Source organism: Pseudomonas sp. BTN1, assembly GCF_001907715.1.
Taxonomy (GTDB): Bacteria; Pseudomonadota; Gammaproteobacteria; order Pseudomonadales; family Pseudomonadaceae; genus Aquipseudomonas; species Aquipseudomonas paracarnis.
The window spans coordinates 99,694-123,452 of the sequence record NZ_MPBM01000028.1; the positions used below are offsets into that span (position 1 = coordinate 99,694).

A 23,759-nucleotide genomic window follows, 5' to 3' on the forward strand; every position below is an offset into this window, starting at 1 on the left:
TGAAATGACTTCTGCTTTGTCCTCTACCCGGTTGCCTTGCGGCAACCGGGTTCTTGATTTGGCCCGGACGCATGTCATGGGCATCCTCAATGTAACCCCTGACTCCTTTTCCGATGGTGGCCGCTTCAGTCAGTTGGACGCCGCGTTGCGCCATGCCGAGGCGATGGTGGCTGCCGGTGCGACGCTGATTGATGTGGGTGGGGAATCGACCCGCCCCGGCGCCCGCGTTGTTTCTCCATTGGAGGAGCTGGAGCGGGTGGCACCGGTGGTTGAGCGCATAGCCCGCGAGCTGGATGTCATCATCTCGGTAGACACCTCCACCCCGGCAGTGATGCGCGAAACCGCGCGTCTGGGGGCTGGGTTGATCAACGACGTGCGCTCGCTTCAGCGCGACGGCGCCCTTGATGCGGCCGCTGCGACCGGCTTGCCCGTCTGCCTGATGCATATGTTGGGTGAGCCCGGCAACATGCAGGACAATCCGCATTACGACGACCTGGTTGGCGAGGTGGGTGGGTTTCTTGCTGAGAGGGTTGCCAAGTGTGTGGCTGTGGGTATTGCGCCTGAGCAGATCATCCTCGATCCGGGGTTTGGCTTTGCCAAGACCCTGCAGCACAATCTAAGCCTGTTCAAACACATGGAAGCGCTGCACGCCCTTGGTCGCCCGCTGTTGGTCGGCGTTTCGCGCAAGAGCATGATAGGGCTCGCCTTGAATCGCCCCGTCGGCGAACGCCTGTATGGCGGCCTGGCGCTTGCGGCGCTTGCCGTGACCAAGGGCGCACGTATTTTGCGTGTGCATGATGTCGCCGAAACGGTCGATGTGGTGCGCATGCTCGCTGCTGTAGAATCAGCCGAATAAGAATGATGGAGTACTTATGACTAAAAAATATTTTGGCACCGACGGCATTCGTGGTCGGGTCGGCGAATTCCCGATCACCCCTGATTTCATGCTCAAGCTGGGTTGGGCGGCAGGCATGGCGTTCCGCAGCATGGGCGCGTGTCGCATCTTGGTGGGCAAGGACACCCGTATTTCGGGCTACATGTTTGAGTCTGCGCTGGAGGCCGGATTGTCCGCCGCCGGGGCCGATGTGATGCTGTTGGGGCCTATGCCCACGCCGGCAATCGCTTACCTGACGCGTACCTTCCACGCTGAAGCCGGTATTGTGATCAGCGCCTCCCACAATCCTCATGATGACAATGGCATCAAGTTTTTCTCGGGGCAGGGCACCAAGCTGCCTGACGAGATCGAGTTGATGATCGAAGAGCTGCTGGATGCGCCGATGACGGTGGTCGAGTCCAGCAAGCTGGGCAAGGTGTCGCGCATTAACGACGCGTCAGGCCGCTATATCGAATTCTGTAAAAGCAGCGTCCCGAGCAGCACCAATTTTGCAGGCTTGAAAATTGTTGTCGATTGCGCCCATGGGGCGACCTACAAGGTGGCGCCGAGCGTCTTCAAGGAACTGGGCGCACAGGTTACCGTGCTGTCGGCTCAGCCCAACGGCTTGAACATCAACGACAACTGCGGTTCCACCCACATGGAGCAACTGCAGGCTGCTGTGCTGGCTGAGCATGCGGACCTGGGCATCGCTTTTGATGGCGATGGCGACCGCGTGCTGATGGTGGATCACACTGGCACGATCGTGGATGGTGATGACCTGTTGTTCATCATTGCCCGTGACCTGCATGAGCGTAACAAGCTGCAAGGTGGCGTGGTCGGCACTCTGATGAGTAATCTCGGGCTGGAATTGGCGTTGGCAGAACTGGGGATTCCCTTTATTCGCGCCAATGTCGGTGACCGCTACGTGATCGCCGAGCTGCTGGAGCGTAACTGGTTGGTCGGCGGCGAGAACTCCGGGCACGTGGTCTGCTTCCAGCACACCACCACGGGTGACGCGATCATCGCCGCGCTACAGGTGCTGTTGGCCCTGCGTCGCCGCGAGGAGAGCCTGGCCCAGGCGCGTCAAGCCCTGCGCAAGTGCCCGCAAGTGCTGCTCAATGTGCGTTTTGCCGGTGGCGAAAACCCCATCGAGCACCCTGCTGTCAAAGAGGCTTGCGAGCGCGTGACCCAGGCAATGGCGGGGCGCGGGCGTGTGTTGCTGCGCAAGTCCGGCACAGAGCCGCTGGTGCGTGTGATGGTCGAAGGCGAGGACGAAACACAGGTTCGCGGCCATGCCGAAGACCTGGCAAAACTGGTAACTGAAGTTTGCGCCTGAATTCGGCTTGCCAGTGATGATGTGGTTGGGTAACATCTGCGCCCACTTTGACCGACGGGGTACAGCATGCGTCGCACTATGGTAGCTGGTAACTGGAAGATGCACGGTACCCGCGCCAGTGTCGCTGAGCTGATCAACGGCCTTCGTCACTTGGCCTTGCCTAGCGGTGTTGACGTCGCGGTGTTCCCGCCTTGCTTGCATATCAACCAAGTGGTTGATGGCTTGAAGGGCAAGTCGATTCAGGTCGGCGCGCAGAACTCTGCGGTAGAGCCGATGCAAGGTGCGTTGACCGGCGAGATTTCGCCGAGTCAGCTGGTTGATGCGGGTTGTTCCTATGTGCTTGTCGGGCACTCCGAGCGTCGCCAGATGATGGGCGAGCGGGATGGGACGCTCAACCGCAAGTTCGCCGCAGCACAGGCTTGTGGCTTGATTCCGGTGTTGTGCATAGGGGAGACCCTTGAGCAGCGCGAATCGGGCAAGACTCTTGAAGTTGTCTCGCGTCAGCTGGGCAGCATCATCGAGGAGCTGGGTGTTGGTGCATTTGCAAAGGCAGTTATTGCTTACGAGCCGGTCTGGGCCATTGGCACCGGGCTGACTGCTACACCGCAACAGGCGCAGGATGTGCACGCAGCCATCCGCGCGCAGTTGGCGGCAGAGAATTCTGAAGTCGCACAAGGTGTGCGGCTTCTATACGGCGGCAGCGTGAAGGCGGCCAATGCGGTCGAACTGTTCGGCATGCCGGATATCGATGGGGGGCTCATTGGTGGAGCTTCCCTGAATGCAGATGAGTTCGGTGCGATCTGTCGCGCCGCGGGAAACTGAAAAAATGCTGGAAACAGTCGTAGTCGTTTTTCATCTGTTGGCTGCCCTGAGCGTAGTTGCTCTGGTTTTGTTGCAACAGGGTAAAGGTGCGGATGCTGGTGCGTCTTTCGGTGCAGGTGCTTCAAATACTGTGTTCGGAAGCCAAGGTTCCTCTACCTTTCTTAGTAAGTTTACTGCTATACTTGCCGCAGGTTTCTTCATAACCAGCTTAGGGTTAGGTTACTTTGCTAAAGAGAAAGCTCATGTGCTGACTCAAGTAGGTTTGCCAAACCCAGCAGTGTTGGAAGTTCCAAAAGCAAAACCGGCTTCTGATGATGTCCCGGTGCTTCAAGAGCAAAAGTCGGCTACTCCAGCGACTGACGTACCTCCAGCTCAAGAGCAGAAGTAAGAAGGGTTGTAAACGCTGTATTGCCGAGGTGGTGGAATTGGTAGACACGCAACCTTGAGGTGGTTGTGCCCATAGGGTGTAGGGGTTCGAGTCCCCTTCTCGGTACCAATTATCAGGAGAGCCCGCTGTTGCGGGCTTTCTTGTAGGTGGAAGGTTACATTGACCCTGTAAGGGATCGGTCGTATACTTCCGCCCCAGCTTTGTCGCGGGGTGGAGCAGTCTGGTAGCTCGTCGGGCTCATAACCCGAAGGTCGTCGGTTCAAATCCGGCCCCCGCAACCAGTTTTAGCGGAGCCCCTTTTAAGGGGCTTTTTGTTAGCTGGACACTTTCAACGCCGCTGTTCGACGGCGTTTCAAGGATGGGCGTTTCGCCCATTTTTTTATTTTGCACAGCATGCACATACATGCACGAGGGGGTTCAGGTGTCGAGCAAGCTAGAAGAGTTGCAGGCCTTGTTGGCCCCGGTGGTCGTGGCCCTAGGCTATGAATGCTGGGGTATTGAGTTTTCGGCTCAAGGTCGCCACTCAATGTTGCGCGTTTATATCGATAAAGAGGGCGGCGTGCTGGTGGACGATTGTGCCATTGTCAGCCGTCAGATCAGCGGTGTGCTGGATGTTGAAGATCCAATCTCCGTTGAATACACCCTTGAAGTTTCCTCGCCAGGCATGGAACGCCCACTGTTCACTATCGAGCAGTTTGCTAAATATGCCGGTGAACAAGTGAAGATCAAGCTGCGCTCCCCCTTTGAAGGGCGACGCAACTTTCAGGGCCTTCTGCGCGGTGTAGAAGAGCAGGATGTCGTGGTGCAGGTAGAAGACCACGAGTTCCTGTTGCCGATCGATATGATCGACAAGGCCAACATTATTCCCAGTTTTGACTGAGACGCGGATCCCGCGGATCCAATGGCTTGCGAAAGGCGAGGCGTACGATGAGCAAAGAAGTACTGCTGGTTGTTGAGTCGGTATCCAATGAAAAGGGTGTACCGGCAAGCGTGATTTTTGAAGCGTTGGAGCTGGCCCTGGCCACTGCTACCAAGAAACGTTTTGAAGACGAAGTAGATCTGCGTGTGGAAATCAACCGCCACACCGGTGCCTATGAGACTTTCCGTCGCTGGACGGTGGTCGAAGAGGACGATCTTGATGATCCGGCCATCGAAACCTGGCCAAGCAAGGTTGCGCAAACGCATCCGGGCGCTCAGGTTGGCGATGTTGTCGAAGAAAAGATCGAGTCGATCGAATTCGGCCGTATTGCTGCACAGACCGCCAAGCAGGTCATTGTGCAGAAGGTTCGCGAAGCCGAGCGCGCTCAAGTCGTTGACGCCTATCGCGAACGCCTGGGTGAAATCATCTCTGGCACCGTGAAAAAAGTTACCCGCGACAACGTGATCGTCGACCTGGGCAACAACGCCGAAGCGTTGCTGGCCCGCGAAGACATCATCTCTCGCGAAACCTTCCGTGTCGGCGTGCGTCTGCGTGCGCTGCTCAAGGAAATCCGCACCGAGAACCGCGGCCCGCAGTTAATCCTGTCGCGTACCGCGCCGGAAATGCTGATCGAGCTGTTCCGTATCGAAGTGCCGGAAATCGCCGAAGGCCTGATCGAAGTGATGGCTGCGTCCCGTGACCCGGGTTCGCGTGCCAAGATCGCGGTCCGCTCCAAGGACAAACGCATCGACCCGCAAGGCGCTTGCATCGGTATGCGCGGTTCGCGCGTCCAGGCAGTGTCGGGCGAATTGGGCGGTGAGCGTGTGGACATCGTCCTGTGGGACGATAACCCGGCGCAGTTCGTGATCAACGCCATGTCGCCAGCTGAAGTGGCGGCAATTATCGTTGACGAAGATGCCCATGCAATGGACATCGCCGTTGGCGCAGACAATCTGGCTCAGGCCATTGGTCGTGGTGGTCAGAACGTGCGTCTGGCCAGCCAACTGACCGGCTGGACCCTGAACGTGATGACCGAATCGGACATCCAGGCTAAGCAGCAAGCTGAAACCGGTGACATCCTGCGCAACTTCATCGAAGAGTTGGAAGTCGATGAAGAACTGGCACAGGTGCTGGTAGATGAAGGCTTCACCAGCCTGGAAGAGATTGCCTACGTACCGTTGGAAGAAATGCTCAACATCGACGGCTTTGACGAGGATATCGTCAACGAGCTCCGCGCTCGGGCCAAGGATCGTTTGTTGACTAAAGCCATCGCTACTGAGGAAAAGCTGGCAGACGCCCATCCGGCCGAAGACCTGCTCTCGCTTGAGGGTATGGACAAGGATTTGGCGATGGAACTGGCGGTGCGCGGCGTAATTACCCGCGAAGACCTGGCCGAGCAGTCTATTGACGATCTGCTCGACATCGACGGCATTGACGAAGATCGTGCCGGCAAGTTGATCATGGCCGCCCGAGCCCATTGGTTCGAGTAATTAGGCGCGGCCTGAGGAGAGAAGTGCATGACGCAAGTCACGGTGAAACAACTGGCCGATGAGGTCAAAACACCGGTAGAGCGCCTGTTGCAGCAGATGCGTGAGGCAGGTCTGCCGCACACCGCCGCCGATGAAGGTGTGAGCGATAGTGAGAAGCAGTCTTTGCTGACTCACTTGAAGAGCAGCCACAAGGCGAAAGTGGAAGAACCGCGCAAGATTACATTGCAGCGCAAAACCACCAGCACCCTGCGGGTTGCAGGTAGCAAGAGCATCAGCGTTGAAGTACGCAAGAAGAAAGTCTTCGTACAGCGCAGCCCGGAAGAAATCGAAGCCGAGCGCAAACGCGAGCTGGAAGAACGTCGCGCAGTAGAAAATGCTGCACGTCAGAAGGCTGAAGAAGAAGCCAAGCGTCGCGCCGAAGAAGAAGCGCGTCGCCAGCCTGCTGCTGCGCAACCTGCTGCCACTGACGCGGTCGCCGCCCCTGTTGAAGCTGTGCGTGAGGCTGCCCCGGCTGCCGCCGCACCTGCTCCTGCAGCAGACGCCCGCAAGCGCGACGAGCCTCGTCGTCCGGACAAACCACGTGCTGACGACAACAATCGTCGCGGTGGTGGTGGCGATGGCGAGCGTAAAAACGCTCCGCACCGCGCCTCGGTCAAAGAGAAAGCGCCTGCGCCACGCGTTGCCCCACGTACCACCGACGAAGAAAGCGATGGCTTCCGTCGTGGTGGTCGCGGCAAGGCCAAGCTGAAGAAGCGCAACGCCCACGGTTTCCAGAGCCCAACCGGCCCTGTCGTGCGTGAAGTGAAGATCGGCGAGACCATCACTGTGGGCGATCTGGCCCAGCAGATGTCGGTCAAGGCTGCTGAAATCATCAAGTTCATGTTCAAGCTGGGCACTCCGGCCACCATCAACCAGGTACTGGACCAGGAAACTGCCCAGTTGGTTGCTGAAGAGCTGGGCCACAAAGTGACCCTGGTCAGCGACACCGCCCTGGAAGATTCCCTGGCCGAGTCCCTGAAGTTTGAAGGTGAAGCGGTTTCCCGTGCGCCGGTCGTGACCGTAATGGGCCACGTTGACCACGGTAAGACTTCCCTGCTCGACTACATCCGTCGTGCCAAGGTGGCCGCAGGCGAAGCCGGTGGTATTACCCAGCACATCGGTGCATACCACGTTGAAACCGAACGCGGCATGGTCACCTTCCTCGACACCCCAGGTCACGCCGCGTTTACCGCAATGCGTGCCCGTGGTGCCAAGGCGACCGACATCGTGATCCTGGTGGTTGCAGCGGACGACGGCGTAATGCCGCAGACCATTGAAGCCGTCCAGCACGCCAAGGCTGCCGGTGTTCCTCTGGTCGTTGCCGTGAACAAAATCGACAAGCCGGGCGCCGATCTCGATCGCATCCGTAGCGAACTGTCGGTTCACGGCGTGACGTCCGAGGAATGGGGTGGCGAGACGCCATTCGTATCGGTCTCGGCGAAAATGGGTACCGGCGTTGACGAACTGCTCGAAGCGGTCCTGTTGCAAGCCGAAGTCCTGGAACTGACCGCTACTCCATCGGCTCCTGGCCGTGGCGTCGTGGTGGAGTCCCGTCTCGACAAGGGCCGTGGCCCAGTTGCCACCGTGCTGGTCCAAGACGGTACCCTGCGCCAAGGCGACATGGTACTGGTCGGTTCGAACTACGGCCGTGTACGTGCCATGCTCGACGAGAACGGCAAGCCAATCAAGGAAGCAGGTCCTGCTATCCCGGTCGAGATTCTCGGCCTGGACGGTACGCCGGACGCTGGCGACGAGATGAGCGTAGTGGCTGATGAGAAGAAAGCCCGTGAAGTGGCTCTGTTCCGTCAAGGCAAGTTCCGCGAGGTCAAGCTGGCCCGTGCTCACGCCGGCAAGCTGGAAAACATCTTCGAGAACATGGGCCAGGAAGAGAAGAAGACGCTTAACATCGTCCTCAAATCCGACGTCCGCGGTTCCCTCGAAGCGTTGAACGGCGCCTTGAACGGCCTGGGTAACGACGAAGTGCAAGTGCGCGTTGTCGGTGGCGGTGTCGGTGGTATCACCGAATCCGACGCCAACCTGGCACTGGCTTCCAACGCTGTACTGTTCGGCTTCAACGTGCGTGCCGATGCTGGCGCTCGCAAGATCGTCGAGCAGGAAGGCCTGGACATGCGTTACTACAACGTCATCTACGACATCATCGAAGACGTCAAGAAGGCCCTTACAGGCATGCTTGGCAGTGACGTCCGGGAGAACATCCTGGGTATCGCCGAGGTGCGTGACGTGTTCCGCTCGCCGAAATTCGGCGCGATTGCCGGCTGTATGGTGGTTGAAGGCACTGTGTACCGTAACCGTCCAATCCGTGTACTGCGTGAAGACATCGTTATCTTCGAAGGCGAGCTGGAATCCCTGCGCCGCTTCAAGGATGACGCTGCCGAAGTACGTGCCGGCATGGAATGCGGTATCGGCGTCAAGAGCTACAACGACGTCAAGGTTGGCGACAAGATCGAAGTCTTCGAGAAGGTTCAGGTTGCTCGCAGCCTCTAACTCGCGCACTTCAGGAGCCGCGCAGCGTGTGGGCATGCAGATGCCCCGTGTAGCGTCAGGACTCTAAACGCAACGCCCGGTCTGGCTTTTGTCAGGCCGGGCGTTTGCCGCTTTCAGACCCCACGGGTTTCACCGTGTGGCAGTAACAGGTAACAAGACATGGCAAAAGAATACAGCCGTACCCAGCGTATCGGCGATCAGATGCAGCGTGAGCTGGCCCAACTGATCCGCCGCGAAGTCAAAGACCCACGCGTTGGCCTGGTCACCATTACCGCTGTTGAAGTGAGCCGTGACGTGGGTCACGCCAAGATCTTCATCACCGTAATGGGGCAGGACAACAGCGAAGAAATCGCGCAAAGCATCAAGGTGCTCAACTCCGCCGCAGGTTTCCTGCGTATGCAGTTGGCCCGTGAAATGAAGCTGCGCAGCGTTCCACAGTTGCACTTCCACTACGACGAAAGCGTCGTGCGTGGCGCGCACCTGTCGGCCCTGATCGAACGCGCCGTGGCTGAAGACAGCCAGCATCCGTCCACACCTGAAGACGCCAAGGAGTAAGCGGTGGCTCAGGTCAAACGTATTCGTCGCAACGTCAGTGGCATCATTCTGCTCGACAAACCCATTGGCTTTACCTCCAATGCCGCGTTGCAGAAGGTTCGCTGGCTGCTCAACGCCGAGAAGGCCGGGCATACCGGCAGCCTTGATCCATTGGCCACCGGTGTATTGCCGTTGTGCTTTGGCGAGGCCACCAAGTTTTCGCAATACCTGCTTGATTCCGACAAGGGTTACGAAACCCTGATGCAACTGGGTAAGACCACCACCACGGCGGATGCCGAAGGTGATGTTTTGCAGGTTCGCGACGTGACCGTTGGTCGTGCGGATATTGAAGCTGCTTTACCCGCTTTTCGTGGGCAAATCAGTCAGATACCGCCGATGTACTCGGCACTCAAGCGCGATGGCCAGCCACTTTACAAGCTGGCACGTGCGGGCGAAGTAGTGGAGCGCGAACCGCGTTCTGTTACTATTGCGCGCTTGGAATTGCTCGCTTGTGAAGGCGACACTGCCCGTTTGGCCGTGGACTGCAGCAAAGGCACCTATATCCGTACCCTGGTGGAAGATATTGGTGAAAAGCTCGGTTGCGGCGCGTACGTTGCAGAACTGCGACGCACCCAGGCCGGGCCTTTCAGCCTGGCCCAGACGGTCACGCTGGAAGAGTTGGAAGCGGTACACGCCGAGGGCGGCAATGAAGCGGTTGATCGCTTCCTCATGCCATCGGACAGCGGTTTGCTCGATTGGCCGCTGCTGCACTTCTCGGAGCACAGCGCGTTCTACTGGCTCAACGGCCAGCCGGTACGCGCCCCGGATGCCCCGAAGTTCGGCATGGTGCGAGTACAGGATCATAACGGTCGCTTTATCGGTATCGGTGAAGTGAGCGAAGACGGGCGCATCGCGCCGCGTCGGCTGATTCGGTCAGAATGACCGAACGAGTGTGGCTGTTAACAGGCATGGTCAACACTCATTTTTAGATACAGGGATTTGTCCCTGGCCTGTTGAAACTGCCCTTTGGGTGGTTTCCTGAAAAAAGGATTGCCTCATGGCTCTCGACGTTCAAGAAAAAGCACAAATCGTAGCTGACTATCAGCAAGCTGTTGGTGACACTGGTTCGCCAGAAGTGCAAGTTGCACTGCTGACCCACAACATCAACAAACTGCAAGGTCACTTCAAGGCCAACGGTAAAGACCACCACTCCCGTCGTGGTCTGATCCGCATGGTAAACCAGCGCCGTAAGCTGCTGGACTACCTAAAAGGCAAGGATCTGGGTCGTTATCAGACTCTGATCGGTCGCCTGGGTCTGCGTCGCTAATAAGCGATTGCGCTAGAGGTTGGTTGTCTGCCGCGTGTCATCGGGATTCCCGTTGGCCCGTGGTAGGCTCCCAGCCTCAAGTTTTATCTGGATACACGTTTTACCCTGGACGAGCGTCGGGCCGATTCCCGGCATTGCCCAAGAATTTCGCAAGAAGACAAGTTCCCCCAAGAGCCACAAAGAAGGTAGGACACCGTGAACCCGGTTATCAAAAAATTCCAGTTCGGTCAGTCGACCGTTACCCTCGAGACAGGCCGTATCGCCCGTCAAGCCTCCGGCGCAGTGCTGGTTACCGTTGACGACGACGTGACCGTACTGGTGACCGTTGTTGGCGCCAAGACCGCTGACCCGAGCAAGGGCTTCTTCCCTCTGTCCGTTCACTACCAGGAAAAGACTTACGCTGCCGGTAAGATCCCTGGCGGTTTCTTCAAGCGCGAAGGCCGTCCTTCCGAGAAAGAAACCCTGACTTCCCGACTGATCGACCGTCCGATCCGTCCGCTGTTCCCAGAAGGCTTCATGAACGAAGTGCAGGTTGTCTGCACCGTCGTTTCCACCAGCAAGAAGACCGATCCGGACATCGCTGCGATGATCGGTACCTCGGCTGCCCTGGCCATCTCCGGTATTCCTTTCGATGGCCCGATCGGCGCTGCCCGCGTTGCGTTCCACGAAAGCACCGGCTACCTGCTGAACCCGACTTACGAGCAACAGAAAGCCTCGAGCCTGGACATGGTCGTTGCCGGTACGTCCGAAGCCGTATTGATGGTTGAATCGGAAGCCAAAGAGCTGACCGAAGACCAGATGCTGGGTGCCGTACTGTTTGCTCACGACGAGTTCCAGGTTGTGATCAACGCGGTTAAAGAACTGGCTGCCGAAGCTGCCAAGCCGACCTGGACCTGGGCTGCTGCCCCGGAAGCCACCGAACTGCTGGGCGCTATCCGCTCCGAGTTCGGCGCTGCCATCTCCGACGCCTACACCATCACCGTCAAGGCCGACCGCTACGCTCGCCTGGGTGAGCTGAAGGACCAGGTCGTCGCCAAGCTGTCCGGCGAAGAAGGCCAGCCTTCCTCCAGCGAAGTCAAAGCTGCTTTCGGTGAGATCGAATACCGCACCGTTCGCGAAAACATCGTTAACGGCAAGCCACGTATCGACGGTCGCGACACCCGCACCGTGCGTCCGCTGAACATCGAAGTCGGCGTACTGCCGAAGACTCACGGTTCGGCGCTGTTCACCCGTGGCGAAACCCAGGCCCTGGTGGTTGCGACCCTGGGTACTGCCCGTGACGCACAACTGCTGGACACCCTGGAAGGCGAGAAAAAAGACCCCTTCATGCTGCACTACAACTTCCCTCCGTTCTCGGTGGGCGAGTGTGGTCGTATGGGCGGTGCAGGTCGTCGTGAAATCGGTCACGGCCGTCTGGCCCGTCGTTCGGTTCAGGCCATGCTGCCTGCCGCTGACGTGTTCCCGTACACCATCCGTGTTGTATCGGAAATCACCGAGTCCAACGGTTCCAGCTCCATGGCTTCGGTCTGCGGTGCTTCCCTGGCGCTGATGGACGCCGGTGTGCCAATGAAGGCACCGGTTGCCGGTATCGCCATGGGCCTGGTTAAAGAAGGCGAGAAGTTCGCCATCCTGACCGACATCCTGGGTGACGAAGACCACCTGGGCGACATGGACTTCAAAGTAGCTGGTACCGCCAAAGGTGTGACCGCGCTGCAGATGGACATCAAGATCAAAGGCATCACCGAAGAGATCATGGAAATCGCCCTGGGCCAAGCCCTGGAAGCGCGCCTGAACATCCTCGGCCAGATGAACCAGATCATTGGTCAGTCCCGCACCGAACTGTCGGAAAATGCTCCGACCATGATCGCGATGAAAATCGACACCGACAAAATCCGTGATGTCATCGGTAAAGGCGGCGCGACCATCCGTGCGATCTGTGAAGAAACCAAGGCTTCGATCGACATCGAAGACGACGGTTCGATCAAGATCTTCGGCGAAACCAAGGAAGCGGCTGAAGCAGCACGCCAGCGCGTACTGGGTATCACTGCTGAGGCCGAGATCGGCAAGATCTACGTCGGCAAGGTTGAGCGCATCGTCGACTTCGGCGCGTTCGTCAACATCCTCCCGGGCAAAGACGGTCTGGTTCACATCTCCATGCTGAGCGATGCTCGCGTTGAGAAAGTGACCGACATTCTGAAAGAAGGCCAGGAAGTGGAAGTGCTGGTACTGGACGTGGACAACCGCGGCCGTATCAAGCTGTCCATCAAGGACGTAGCAGCAGCCAAGGCTTCGGGCGTTTAATCACCCGCAGGCTTCACGCTGAAAAAAGGACTCCTCGGAGTCCTTTTTTATGGGCGCGAGAAAATGAAGCAGAATCAGCTGTTTAGCGCCGCCCAAAAGCCGCAACTTGCATGCAGGCACGATGAGCTTCATGCAAGTTGCACGATTTCGAAAATTTATGCTTTTCATAAGTCATTGTTTAATAAGGGATTTAATCTGTTCAGCGAGTTGGCACACTGTCTGCAATATCCCTGGTAGCGCTGCAGCATGAAGGTTTACGCCTGCAGACTTTTAATAAAACAGGAGTTACTCGTATGAAGAAGTTCGCTCTCGCTACTGCTACCGCTCTGACCCTGGCCATGGGTGCTAACGTAGCCTTTGCTCAGACTTCCCAAGCCCCTATGACTTTGGCGGCCGGTGAAGCGACCAAGGCTAAGGAAAGCGTTTCGGATACTTGGATCACCACTAAAGTCAAAGCTGACCTGCTGACCGAAAAAGGCATTCCAGGTTCGGACATCAAGGTTGAGACCAACAAAGGTGTGGTTTCCCTGTCCTCCGACGTAGCAGTCTCGGATTCGCAGAAAGCTACTGCTGTAGCCATCACCAAGAAAATCAAAGGTGTGACTGCGGTTTCTGCTGACGGCCTGCTGGCTGGCGGTGCTACCAAAGCTGACGGCATCGACAAAACCAAAGGCGCTGCCCACGACGCTAAAGAGACCACCAGCGATACCTGGATCACTACCAAAGTGAAGGCTGACCTGGTCACTGAAAAAGGCATTCCTGGCACCGACATCAAGGTTGAAACCAACAAAGGTGTTGTATCCCTGTCGTCCCCTACCGCTGTGACCGCTTCGCAGAAAGAAACAGCTGTAGCGATTACCAAGAAGATCAAAGGCGTTAAAGCTGTCTCGGCCGATGGCCTGAAAGCAGAGTAACGTTGACGTTTCGTCTGGACTGAATAGCGGCGGCTTAGGGTGAGTTAGATATCCACCTGACGCACCTCTGGAGTTCATGCGACCGACCACACGGATGTGGTCATTACAGGCCCCGGCACTTGTGTCGGGGCCTGTTCTATTTCAGGCTGAAACAGAATGATCAGGTCAAAAAATGTGGGAGCTGGCTTGCCTGCGATGCTGGCACCTCGGTCATTCAGTTGCACCGAGGTGATGCTATCGCAGGCAAGCCAGCTCCCACATTAGGATGGGTAGTGCTTAGAAGTTACTCAGCATCCAGATGCATTGGAGTGATCACCCGGCCATCCTTCTCGGCCTGCCCCAGCTGCGCATCGATGAAGTACACGCGGTCATCTTCCAACTGGCCCTTGTCTACCAGGTAATCCTTGATCGTGCTGGCTCGGTCCTGCCCCAACTGGCGCAGTAGCACGTCACTGCCACTCCAGAACTTGATCACACCGTCCTTGAGCTTCGCCGAGCGCTCATCGCTGCCCAGGTCTTTCCATTCGGCCGGCGGTTGCTGTTTGAGGCGGGTGCGGTAGATGCCTTCCAGCAATGGTGCTTTTTCCTTCTCTGGCACTTCAAGCAGGGAGGCTTGGGCCGGGACCTTGTCGCCACGGCGCTGGAGGATCTTGTAGTAGTTATATTGGTATTCACGCTCCAGTCGCTGTGTGGCCAGGAACGGCCCGTCGCTGCTGGCAGCGGCGGTGCCTTCAATTTCCAGGCGCAGGGCAGGGCGTTCTTTCAGCGCCTTGGCCAGGGTGTTCAGAGCGCCTTCGGCGTCTTTGTTCAGCTCACTGGAGCCTGCGGCGAACGACACATTGCCCAGGTCTTCAGAGCCACCACCGGTGACCAGCCCGCCAATGAACTTGAAGGGCGCGGTTGCCGCGCGTACCACGAGGTTGCGCAGGGTCTGCCACACAATCGGCATCACGCTGAATTGCGGGTTGTTCAGGTCGCCGCTTACTGGCAGTTCGATGGAGATCTTGCCGTCGGAGTCCTTGAGCAGGGCGACAGCCAGGCGAATCGGTAAGTCCACGGCATCGGAGCTGTCGACTTTTTCACCCAACTGCAGTTGCTCGACCACCACTTTGTTTTCAGCCTTCAACTGGCCTTTGGTGATCACGTAGTGCAGATCGAGATTCAGGCGACCCTTGCGGATGCGGAAGCCTGCGAATTTACCTGAGTAAGGTGTCAGGTTGGTCAGCTCGACACGCTTGAAGCTGGTGGCGATGTCCAGCGCGGCCATCGGGTCAAACGGGTTCACGCTGCCTTTGATCGTCACTGGTGCGTATCGGTCCACCTTGCCCTTGATGTCGACGCTGGCCGGTTTGGCCTGGCGACTGTCGATGGTGCCAATCTGGCCGTTGAGCTGTTGAATCGCGGTGGCAAAGTTGGGCGTGAGGCTAAAGTCAGCAAAGTTGGCCGAACCGTCGTTGATCGCGATCTGCCCGATATGAATGCCCAGGGGTTTGTCGTTACTGGCGGCAGGTTTGGCGGCCGACTTGCTGCCACTGTCGGCCGGCTGCGGAATCAGCAGGTCGTCGATGTTGGTGGTGCGATCTTCGTTGATCATGAAGCGCGCATACGGCTGCAACAGGTTGACCTTGTCGATCGACAGGCTTTGGCCGTGCTGGTAGTTCACGCCCTCTAGCACCAGGCGCTGCCACTTGAGGAAGTCGCGGGTCTTCAGGGTGTCCAGGGTATGCAACTGGTCAACCTGGGCGCGGCCGGTGACCTGGAGGGCCAGTGGCTCGGTGCTTTTGAGGTTTACGTCCAGGTTGCTGCCGAGCATGCCGCTGCGCAATTCCAGGCGAATAAACGGGCTGATATAGGCCTGGGCGACCCGCAGGTCGATGTCCTGGGTGTTCACTTTCAGCTTGGCACTGACCGGGTTGAGGTTAACCTCGCCGGTTGCCTGGATTTTGCCTTGCTTACCCAGGCCGGTGTCGACCTTCAAGGCGAAGGGGCTCTGGTTGAGGCTGTCGAAGTTCTGTACGTCGACATTCAACGGGCCCAGTTCCAGCGCCACAGCCGGTTTAGCCTGGCGGTCGGCCAGGTGCACCTGATAGTTACGCAGTTGCACGTCCTTGAGCAGCACTTGCCACGGTTTGCTCGGGGCCGCCGGTTGTGCCGACGGCGCGTCGGCAGCGGTTGGTTCCGGTGCCTTGGCCGGTTTGCTCGGTTGGCTGGCGAACAGCTTCTGCCAGTCCAATTGACCATCGGCCTCACGGGCGGCCCAGGTTTCCAGCTTGTTGCTGCGGATCTTGCCGATAATGACCTGCTGCTTGGCCAGGTCTACCGTGGTTTCGCTGACGTCCAGGCGTTCCAGGCGTGCCAGTGGCCGGCCATCGGGGGCCTTTATAGCAAAGGGGGCGATGCTGGCGGCGGTGTTGGTCAGGTTCAGCTCGGTTTCTTTGGCCAGGCTGAATTTGTAGTCAGTGCTGAAGTTGAGCACCCCGTCTTCCAGCACCAGTGGCAGGGCGTCACGTACATACGGCCACCAGGCTTTCATCTTGCCGTCGGTCACCTTCAAGGTGCCTTCGGAGGTGATCGGTACCAGGCTGAAGTTGCCTTTCCAGTCGATCTGGCCACCTTCGGGGCCGGCGGCGACCAGGGTCATGTCGGCATTGTCGTCGGGCAAAGTGCTAAGGTTTTTCAGCTCGAAGTCGAGTTCGTCGTAGAGGAATTCGATGGGCTCGCTGGGGCGCAGGTCCTGGAAATGCAGGTTACCACCGGCCAGCTTGATGCTGTCGATACGCAGTGGGAACGGCTTGGCATCAGGATCGGCCGGGGTTGGCTCGCTCGGCGGCAGTTTGAACAACTGCGCCAGGTTCAGTTGGCCGGACTTGTCGAACAGCAGTTCGGTCTTGGGCTTGTCCAGTTGCACATCAGCCAGGTGCAGGGCGCGGGTCCAGAGGCTGTCGATCTGCAGGTTGGCGTAGAGGCGTTCGAAACCTACTTGCTCTTTGCCTGGCTCACCGATCTTCAGGCCCCACAGCGTCAGTTCCAGGCTGAAGGGGTTGAGCTCGATGCGCTCGATTCGCGACGGCACCGTGGCGTAATTGGCCAACTGTTGGTTGGCAATGCGAAGGGCGATGCCGGGTAATATCAGAAAGCCCAGCAAGCTGTACAAAGCAAGGGCGGTCAACAAGGCGCCTACGGCGCGGATCAATCCTTTGGGCATGGGTGAACGCCATCTATGTCGAACGAGAGTGCCTTGGAGTATGGCACGGGAATTCGGTTCCGAAGAACCGTGGGCGCTGGGAAACTTCCTACAAATGCAGGATCAGGGTCTTCAACGGGGGCTGTTGGTCCCTGGAAGGAAAGTCGGCCCCAGGTGTCATCACTTGCCACTCGCGTACCGGGCGCCCGGCTTTTTCCGCGCAGCGCAGCACCTGCTCACGCCAGTCCTCCATGCTGACTTTTGCCAGGTTGTTGCAGCAAATCAGTACGCCATTATCGGCGGTGGCCAGCAGTGCGGGTTTGAGCAGGCTTTGATAGTCGCGCAACAAATCGACGGTGCCGAAAGCGCTCTTGGCCCAGGCGGGAGGATCGAGCAGTACCAGGTCGTACTGGCGCTGTTCCAGGCGCGGATAGCTCGGCAGCTTCTGCCCGCGACGCTGGGTGATCGGCAGGCCCGCCAGTTGGCGAATCGCCGGGAAGTAATCGGACTGTACAAACTCCATGCTAGGCAACTGCGGGTTGAGCTGGCCGTTTTCACGCCCCACCGCCAGGTTGCCCTCGGCAAAATCCAGGTTGCACACTTCCCGTGCGCCCCCCGCCGCTGCGCTCAAACCTACCCCACAGGTGTAGGCGAACAGGTTCAGCACGCTTTTGCCGGCGCTGTGGTCCTTGACCCAGCCCCGGGTGTTGCGCAGGTCGAGGAACAGCAGTGGGTCTTGCCCGGCGTGGCGCCCACGCACACGGTAATTGAGGCCCCACTCGTGGCCGACCAGGTCTTCCAATGCGCCAGGCTCGGCGCGGTACACCGTGTCTTCGCGGTCGATGCGCGAGTTGCCGCGGGCACGGTCGTTGTACACCAGCAACAATTCCAGGCCCATGTATTGGTTGATCAGTTGGTGCAAGTCCAGCAAGTCTGCGGTTTCCAGGGACTGGTGGAAGCTTTGTACCAGCAATTGCGGGCCGTAGCGGTCGATGGTCAAGCCGCCGGCGCCTTCCTGGCTGCCGTGAAACAGCCGATAGCAGTCCGTACCCTGGGCGTGCAGCGTGTTGATCAGGTCTTGGCGGTGATCGAGGGCGGCGCGCAGCGCCTGATTCAAGGGAGTCATGGAGCGCGCCTTGCTTGCAGATGAATAAGAAAAAGGGGGCGCGAAGTTTAACAGCTAACCCCGGCCTGCACAGGCCGGGGATTATCCTGGCCCTACCGGTTGAGGCGTTTGTCGATCAAACCGTCCACCACGCTGGGGTCGGCCAGGGTCGAGGTGTCGCCCAGGCTGTCCAGTTCGTTACAGGCGATCTTGCGCAAGATGCGTCGCATGATCTTGCCGGAGCGGGTTTTCGGCAGGGCAGGGGCCCATTGGATCAACTCTGGTTTGGCGAAGCTGCCAATCTCCTTGCTGACCAACTCCAGCAGGTGCTTTTTCAACGCGTCGCTGGGTTCGACGCCATTCATGGGGGTGACAAAGGCGTAGATGCCTTGGCCTTTGACGTCGTGGGGGTAGCCCACCACCGCGGCTTCGGCGACCTGATCATGCAGCACCAGCGCACTTTCCACCTCGGCGGTGCCGATGCGATGGCCGGACACGTTGATCACATCGTCGATCCGCCCGGTGATCCAGTAGTCGCCGTCTTCATCGCGCCGTGCGCCATCCCCGGTGAAGTAGTAGCCGGGGTAGGGCTTGAAGTAGGTGTCGATCATGCGCTGCGGGTCGCCGTAGACGCTGCGAATCTGCCCCGGCCAGCTTGATTTGATGGCGAGTACACCGCTGCCGGCGCCGCTGATTTCCTTGCCTTGTTCATCAAGCAACACCGGTTGTACGCCGAACATGGGCTGTGTCGCGCAGCCCGGTTTGATGCGCTGGGCGCTGACCAGCGGGCTGAGCATGATGCCGCCGGTTTCGGTCTGCCACCAGGTATCAACAATCGGGCAGCGCTGTTCGCCGACGGCGTTGAAATACCAGTCCCAGGCTTCCGGGTTGATCGGCTCACCTACGCTGCCCAGCAGGCGCAGGCTGGCGCGCGATGTACTCTGCAGCGGGCCGTGGCCTTCGCGCATCAGGGCGCGCAGGGCGGTGGGCGCTGTGTAGAAGATATTCACCTGGTGTTTATCGATGACCTGCCAGAAGCGCGAACTGTCCGGATAACTCGGCACGCCTTCGAACATCAGCGAGGTGGCGCCATTGGCCAGCGGGCCATAAACGATATAGCTGTGGCCGGTGACCCAGCCCACGTCGGCGGTGCACCAGAACACTTCGCCTTCTTGGTAATCGAGCACGTACTTGAAGGTCATCGCCGCTTGCAGCAGGTAGCCAGCGGTGGTGTGCAACACGCCTTTGGGTTTGCCGGTGCTGCCGGAGGTATACAGGATAAACAGCGGGTCTTCGGCGTCCATCGGCTCGGGTGGGCAGTTGTCGCTGGCGGCGTCCAGGGCGGCTTGGTATTTGAGGTCGCGGCCCTCGTGCCAATTCACGCCCGCCCCGGTGCGCTCCACCACCAGTACCGTGCTGACATTCGGGCAACTGGCCAGGGCCTTGTCGACGTTCTGTTTCAGCGCCACGGGCTTGCCACCGCGTATGCCTTCGTCGGCGGTGATCACGGTGCGGCAATCGGCGTCGAGGATGCGGTCGCGCAGGGCGTCAGGAGAGAAACCACCAAACACCACCGAGTGCACTGCGCCAATTCGCGTGCAGGCCAGCATGGCGTACGCCGCCTCGGGGATCATCGGCATATAGATGCACACGCGATCACCTTTGTTCACGCCACGGCTTTTCAACACATTGGCCAGGCGGCTGACGTTTTGGTGCAGTTGACGGTAAGTAATCGTGCAGGATGTTGACGGATCATCGCCTTCCCAGATGAAAGCCGGCTGATCGGCGCGTTGCGCCAGATGGCGGTCGATGCAGTTGTAGCTGACGTTCAACTGGCCACCGGCAAACCATTGGGCGGCACCGGTGTGGATGTCTGACTGCTGGACGCTGTGCCAGGGTTTTATCCAGTCGAGAAAGCCCTTGGCCTGTTCGGCCCAGAAGGTGTCTGGCTGGTCGATGGATTGGCGATAGAGGCGCTGGTAGTCCTCTTGACTGAGCTGCGCAGCCCGGCGGACGGCATCGGCGGTGGGAAAGGTGCTGATATCGAACATGAGCGCTCCTTATTCTTGTTTTTGCGACAAGTCATAAAGATGCACCCTGGGGCGGGAGGGTTCAAGGCCAACGTCCAAACGGACGTTGGCCTTGAATGAACGGCTTCAGCCGCGGTGGCGACCACGGAAGTAGTTGATCAGGCCCTGGGTCGAAGCATCTTCGGCCAAGGTTTCTTCGGCGCCGGTCAGGCGGTTGTACACGCCTTTGCCCAGCTCCTTGCCCAGTTCAACGCCCCATTGGTCGAAGGCATTGATGCCCCACACCACGCTCTGCACGAACACCTTGTGCTCATACATCGCCACCAGCGCACCCAGGCGGCGTGGGCTGATGCGCTCGACCACCAGGGTGTTGCTCGGACGGTTGCCCGGGATCACCTTGTGCGGTGCCAGCTTCTGTACTTCGGCTTCCGGCAAGCCCTTCTCACGCAGCTCGGCTTCGGCCTCGCTGCGGGTCTTACCGAGCATCAGCGCCTGGCTCTGGGACAGGCAGTTGGCGTACAGCCACTGATGGTGGTCGGACACAGGGTTGAAACTGACGATCGGCACGATGAAGTCGGCCGGGATCAATTGAGTCCCTTGGTGCAGCAACTGGTGGTAAGCGTGCTGGCCGTTGCAGCCTACGCCGCCCCAGATCACCGGGCCGGTATCGGTGGACACTGGCGTACCGTCCTGGCGCACGCTCTTGCCATTGGATTCCATGTCCAACTGTTGCAAATGCTTGGTGATGTTACGCAGGTAATGGTCGTACGGCAGGATCGCATGGCTCTGCGCACCCCAGAAGTTGCCGTACCACACCCCCAGCAAGCCCAGCAGCACGGGCATGTTGGCTTCGAACGGCGCGTTCAAAAAGTGCTGGTCCATGGTGTAGGCACCCGACAGCAGTTCCTTGAAGTTGGACATGCCGATAGCCAGGGCAATTGGCAAGCCGATGGCAGACCACAGCGAGTAGCGCCCACCGACCCAGTCCCACATGGGGAAGATGTTTTCTTCGCGGATACCGAAGGCCACGGCTGCGGCATTGTTGCTCGAGACGGCGATGAAGTGGCGATACAGTTCGGCTTCCGAGCCTCCCTGGGCCAGGTACCAGGCGCGGGCGGCCTGGGCGTTTTTCAGGGTTTCCAGGGTGTTGAAGGATTTGGACGAGACGATAAACAGCGTGGTCTCGGCGCGCAGCTTCATGGTCAGTTCGTGGAACTCGCTGCCGTCGATGTTCGCCAGGTAGTGGCAACGCACACCTTTATGGGCGTAGGACAGCAAGGCCTCCGAGACCAATTCCGGGCCGAGGAACGAGCCACCGATGCCGATGTTCACCACGTCGGTGATCGGCTTCTCGGTGTAGCCACGCCACAGGCCGTCGTGGATACGGCCGACCAGGTCAGTGATCTGATTCAGCACCTTGTGCACGTCCGGCATGATGTTCACGCCGTTGACCGACAGCTTATCGCCCACCGGGCGGCGCAGGGCGGTGTGCAGGGCAGGGCGGCCCTCGGAGGAGTTGACCGGTTCGCCAGCGTACTGCGCGTCGATCGCCGCCTTGAGATTGACTTCCTTGGCCAGGCCCACCAACAGGTCGCGCGTTTCGCTGGTGATCAGGTTTTTCGAGTAATCGAGGAAAAGTCCGCAGCTGCTCAAGGTGAACTGGGAAAAACGCTGAGGATCGGCATTGAACGCCTCGCGCATGCTGAAATCCTGCATGGCTTGGCGATGTTGAACAAGCGCTTGCCAGGCGGGCAGCGCGGTAACGTCATGAGGGGTGCGGTAGTACGCCATCGCTGCGGGTTTCCTTTTATTACGGGGACTGCCTTTAGGACACTTCAAAGCCCGGAACATCCAGTCTTATAACAAGGATTGGGTTCCAGACAGCGCTAACCATAGCGCAGGGCAGTTACATTAAACCTAGCGTGTGGATATGTCTTGGCTTTGTCTGCGCTGTGGCCGGTACTTTTTTATACCGGCACAGCCGTCGGGGCAACAGGTTGAGGTAAAGCGGGGGTCAGGCGAGGTTCAGGTGCAGGTTATCGATGAGGCGTGTTGCCCCCAGATAGGCGGCGACCAGAATCACCACATCACGATCTTCAGCCGTGGCCGGGCGCAGATGTACGCCTTGGCGCACTTCCAGGTAGTCCATGCGCAGCCCAGCGGCTTCAATCTGCTGAATGTGCTCGGCGCGAAGCCTGGCAAAATCATGATCGCCGCCTTGGATGGCCGTGGCGATCTGGCTGAGCGCGCGGTACAGCACTGGTGCGACCGCACGTTGCTCCTCGGTGAGGTAACCGTTGCGTGATGACAGCGCGAGGCCGTCCTCGGCGCGCACGGTAGGCTCGCCGATGATCTGGATCGGCATGTTCAGGTCGCGGACCATGGCGCGGATCACCGCCAACTGCTGGTAGTCCTTCTGGCCGAATACGGCCATGTCCGGCTGGACCATGTTGAACAGCTTGCTGACCACCGTGGCCACGCCTTCGAAGTGCCCTGGGCGGCTGGCGCCGCACAAGCCTTCGGACAGCTGTGGCACGCTGACTCGGGTCTGGCCGTTCATGCCATCGGGGTACATTTCCTCGACCGTCGGCGCAAACAGCAGGTTGCAGCCCGCCTGCAGAAGTTTTTCCTGGTCGGCGGCCAACGTGCGCGGGTATTTGTCCAGGTCTTCGCCCGCGCCGAATTGCAGCGGGTTGACGAAAATGCTCGCCACTACGAAATCCGCTTGCTGCGCGGCCTTGGTCACCAGGGTGGCGTGGCCGCTGTGCAGGTTACCCATGGTGGGCACAAAGCCGATGCGTTTGCCGGCGCTGCGGGCGTGGGTTACGGCAGCCCGCAGTTCGCGGACGGTTTTAACGGTGTTCATGCCGAGAACCCGTGTTCAATACCTGGGAAAGTTACATTCTTGACTTCGCTGACGTAGGCGCTCAGGGCCGCGTGGATGCTGTCCTGGCCGGCCATGAAGTTCTTCACGAACTTCGGTACGTGGCCGGTGATCGACAGGCCGAGCATGTCGTGCAATACCAGCACTTGGCCGTCAGTGGCGGAACCTGCGCCAATCCCGATCACGGGCACTTTGACGGCCTGGGTGATTTCGGCGGCCAGTTCGCTCGGCACGCACTCCAGCAGAATCATCGCAGCACCCGCTTGTTCCAGTGCAATAGCATCGGCGCGCATCTGGCGGGCCTGGGCTTCATTGCGGCCCTGGACCTTGTAACCACCGAGGATATTGACCGACTGCGGTGTCAGGCCCATGTGCGCGCACACTGGCACGCCGCGCTCGGCCAGCAACCGGATCGACTCGGCCAGCCACACGGCACCTTCGACTTTGATCATATGCGCGCCCGCCTGCATCAGCTTGCCGGCGTTCAGGAAGGTTTGCTCAAGGGTGGCGTAACCCATGAACGGCAGGTCCGCGATGATCAAGGCGCCATCATTGCCACGCTTGACGCTGGCGGTGTGGTAGGCGAGCTCATCGGTGGTCACGGGCAGCGTGCTGTCATTCCCTTGAAGAACCATGCCCAGGGAGTCGCCCACCAGCAGCACTTCGACGCCAGCCTGGCAGCTGGCGTGGGCGAAGGTGGCGTCATAGCAGGTCAGCATGGTGATTTTTTCACCTGTGAGCTTGAGGCTCTGCAAGGTGGTCAGGGTAATGTCTGGCATGAAAGGGTCCTCGTTCAGGCGCTTGGAAACAGCGAGTAACGCGCGTGAGTCTTCGTTTATACAGGCGCACTGTCTTGAAAGCAGTGCTTATAAGGCCTGGATTGCGCCCTGTCGCGCCGGGTTGGCGGCAGCGGGACGCCTATAGTCGTGAGGAGGACACGGGAAGTCAATTGGATGTGTTACCGCATTGTTACGATGGCGGTGTTACCGCTGTTACTGACGCGATTCAGCAAGATGGGCACAGGCTTGGGGCGCACTGAATATCCAATGTGGGAGCTGGCTTGCCTGCGATGGCATCACCTCGGTGTGGCTGATACACCGTGTCGCT

The 23,759-nt window shown here is 59.0% G+C and carries 18 protein-coding genes and 2 tRNA genes; 14 read left to right on the plus strand and 6 right to left on the minus strand.

The window, feature by feature from the left end; all coding sequences use genetic code 11:
* Positions 1-4: 4 nt before the first annotated feature.
* The 14 genes from folP to BMH52_RS15055 all read left to right on the plus strand — a co-directional run bounded on the left by folP (position 5) and on the right by BMH52_RS15055 (position 13,449).
* Entirely contained in the window at positions 5-856 is an 852-nt protein-coding gene (gene folP / locus BMH52_RS14990; protein WP_034127005.1) for a dihydropteroate synthase, read from the plus strand.
* Positions 857-872: 16 nt separating this feature from the next.
* Complete coding sequence (glmM, locus tag BMH52_RS14995; RefSeq protein ID WP_003194195.1) at positions 873-2,210, plus strand: phosphoglucosamine mutase; 1,338 nt, start codon at positions 873-875, stop codon at positions 2,208-2,210.
* A gap of 66 nt (positions 2,211-2,276) precedes the next feature.
* On the plus strand, positions 2,277-3,032 hold the full coding sequence (gene tpiA / locus BMH52_RS15000; RefSeq protein ID WP_003194193.1) for a triose-phosphate isomerase: 756 nt from the start codon (positions 2,277-2,279) through the stop codon (positions 3,030-3,032).
* A gap of 4 nt (positions 3,033-3,036) precedes the next feature.
* A complete protein-coding gene (secG, locus tag BMH52_RS15005) occupies positions 3,037-3,420 on the plus strand; it encodes a preprotein translocase subunit SecG (RefSeq protein ID WP_003194191.1) in 384 nt (127 codons plus the stop codon).
* Between the two features lie 22 nt (positions 3,421-3,442).
* Positions 3,443-3,528: transfer RNA gene (locus BMH52_RS15010), tRNA-Leu, on the plus strand.
* Positions 3,529-3,624: 96 nt separating this feature from the next.
* Positions 3,625-3,701, plus strand: a tRNA-Met gene (locus BMH52_RS15015).
* Between the two features lie 140 nt (positions 3,702-3,841).
* Positions 3,842-4,300 (plus strand): ribosome maturation factor RimP, encoded by a 459-nt coding sequence (gene rimP / locus BMH52_RS15020; RefSeq protein WP_032873230.1) that lies wholly within the window; start codon positions 3,842-3,844, stop codon positions 4,298-4,300.
* Positions 4,301-4,347: 47 nt separating this feature from the next.
* Positions 4,348-5,829, plus strand: a complete 1,482-nt coding sequence (nusA, locus tag BMH52_RS15025; protein WP_003194187.1) for a transcription termination factor NusA — start codon at positions 4,348-4,350, stop codon at positions 5,827-5,829.
* A 27-nt stretch (positions 5,830-5,856) separates the two neighbouring features.
* Positions 5,857-8,373, plus strand: a complete 2,517-nt coding sequence (infB, locus tag BMH52_RS15030) for a translation initiation factor IF-2 (protein WP_003194185.1) — start codon at positions 5,857-5,859, stop codon at positions 8,371-8,373.
* A 159-nt stretch (positions 8,374-8,532) separates the two neighbouring features.
* Positions 8,533-8,928 (plus strand): 30S ribosome-binding factor RbfA, encoded by a 396-nt coding sequence (gene rbfA, locus BMH52_RS15035; protein WP_003176137.1) that lies wholly within the window; start codon positions 8,533-8,535, stop codon positions 8,926-8,928.
* Between the two features lie 3 nt (positions 8,929-8,931).
* Positions 8,932-9,849, plus strand: a complete 918-nt coding sequence (gene truB, locus BMH52_RS15040) for a tRNA pseudouridine(55) synthase TruB (protein ID WP_014719950.1) — start codon at positions 8,932-8,934, stop codon at positions 9,847-9,849.
* Positions 9,850-9,964: 115 nt separating this feature from the next.
* On the plus strand, positions 9,965-10,234 hold the full coding sequence (gene rpsO, locus BMH52_RS15045; RefSeq protein ID WP_003177875.1) for a 30S ribosomal protein S15: 270 nt from the start codon (positions 9,965-9,967) through the stop codon (positions 10,232-10,234).
* Between the two features lie 195 nt (positions 10,235-10,429).
* Positions 10,430-12,535 carry a polyribonucleotide nucleotidyltransferase gene (gene pnp / locus BMH52_RS15050; protein WP_003194180.1) on the plus strand — a complete coding sequence of 702 codons (2,106 nt, stop codon included), beginning with the start codon at positions 10,430-10,432 and terminating at the stop codon, positions 12,533-12,535.
* Between the two features lie 293 nt (positions 12,536-12,828).
* Positions 12,829-13,449, plus strand: coding sequence for a BON domain-containing protein (locus BMH52_RS15055; protein WP_014719949.1), 621 nt, complete (start codon positions 12,829-12,831; stop codon positions 13,447-13,449).
* A 283-nt stretch (positions 13,450-13,732) separates the two neighbouring features.
* Here BMH52_RS15055 and BMH52_RS15060 read toward each other — a convergent pair whose 3' ends face one another.
* From BMH52_RS15060 to panB, 6 genes are all read right to left on the minus strand, one after another.
* Entirely contained in the window at positions 13,733-16,654 is a 2,922-nt protein-coding gene (locus BMH52_RS15060; protein WP_073844163.1) for a DUF748 domain-containing protein, read from the minus strand.
* 88 nt (positions 16,655-16,742) lie between these two features.
* A complete protein-coding gene (locus BMH52_RS15065; RefSeq protein WP_014719947.1) occupies positions 16,743-17,759 on the minus strand; it encodes a class I SAM-dependent rRNA methyltransferase in 1,017 nt (338 codons plus the stop codon).
* 92 nt (positions 17,760-17,851) lie between these two features.
* Positions 17,852-19,789 carry an acetate--CoA ligase gene (acs, locus tag BMH52_RS15070; RefSeq protein WP_014719946.1) on the minus strand — a complete coding sequence of 646 codons (1,938 nt, stop codon included), beginning with the start codon at positions 19,787-19,789 and terminating at the stop codon, positions 17,852-17,854.
* Positions 19,790-19,894: 105 nt separating this feature from the next.
* Positions 19,895-21,559 (minus strand): glucose-6-phosphate isomerase, encoded by a 1,665-nt coding sequence (pgi, locus tag BMH52_RS15075; protein WP_003194166.1) that lies wholly within the window; start codon positions 21,557-21,559, stop codon positions 19,895-19,897.
* 223 nt (positions 21,560-21,782) lie between these two features.
* Positions 21,783-22,634: a pantoate--beta-alanine ligase gene (gene panC / locus BMH52_RS15080; protein ID WP_014719945.1), complete on the minus strand. Its 852-nt coding sequence runs from the start codon at positions 22,632-22,634 to the stop codon at positions 21,783-21,785.
* Positions 22,631-23,431: a 3-methyl-2-oxobutanoate hydroxymethyltransferase gene (gene panB, locus BMH52_RS15085; RefSeq protein ID WP_073844166.1), complete on the minus strand. Its 801-nt coding sequence runs from the start codon at positions 23,429-23,431 to the stop codon at positions 22,631-22,633. Before panB ends, panC begins: the two co-directional genes overlap by 4 nt.
* Positions 23,432-23,759 lie beyond the last annotated feature (328 nt).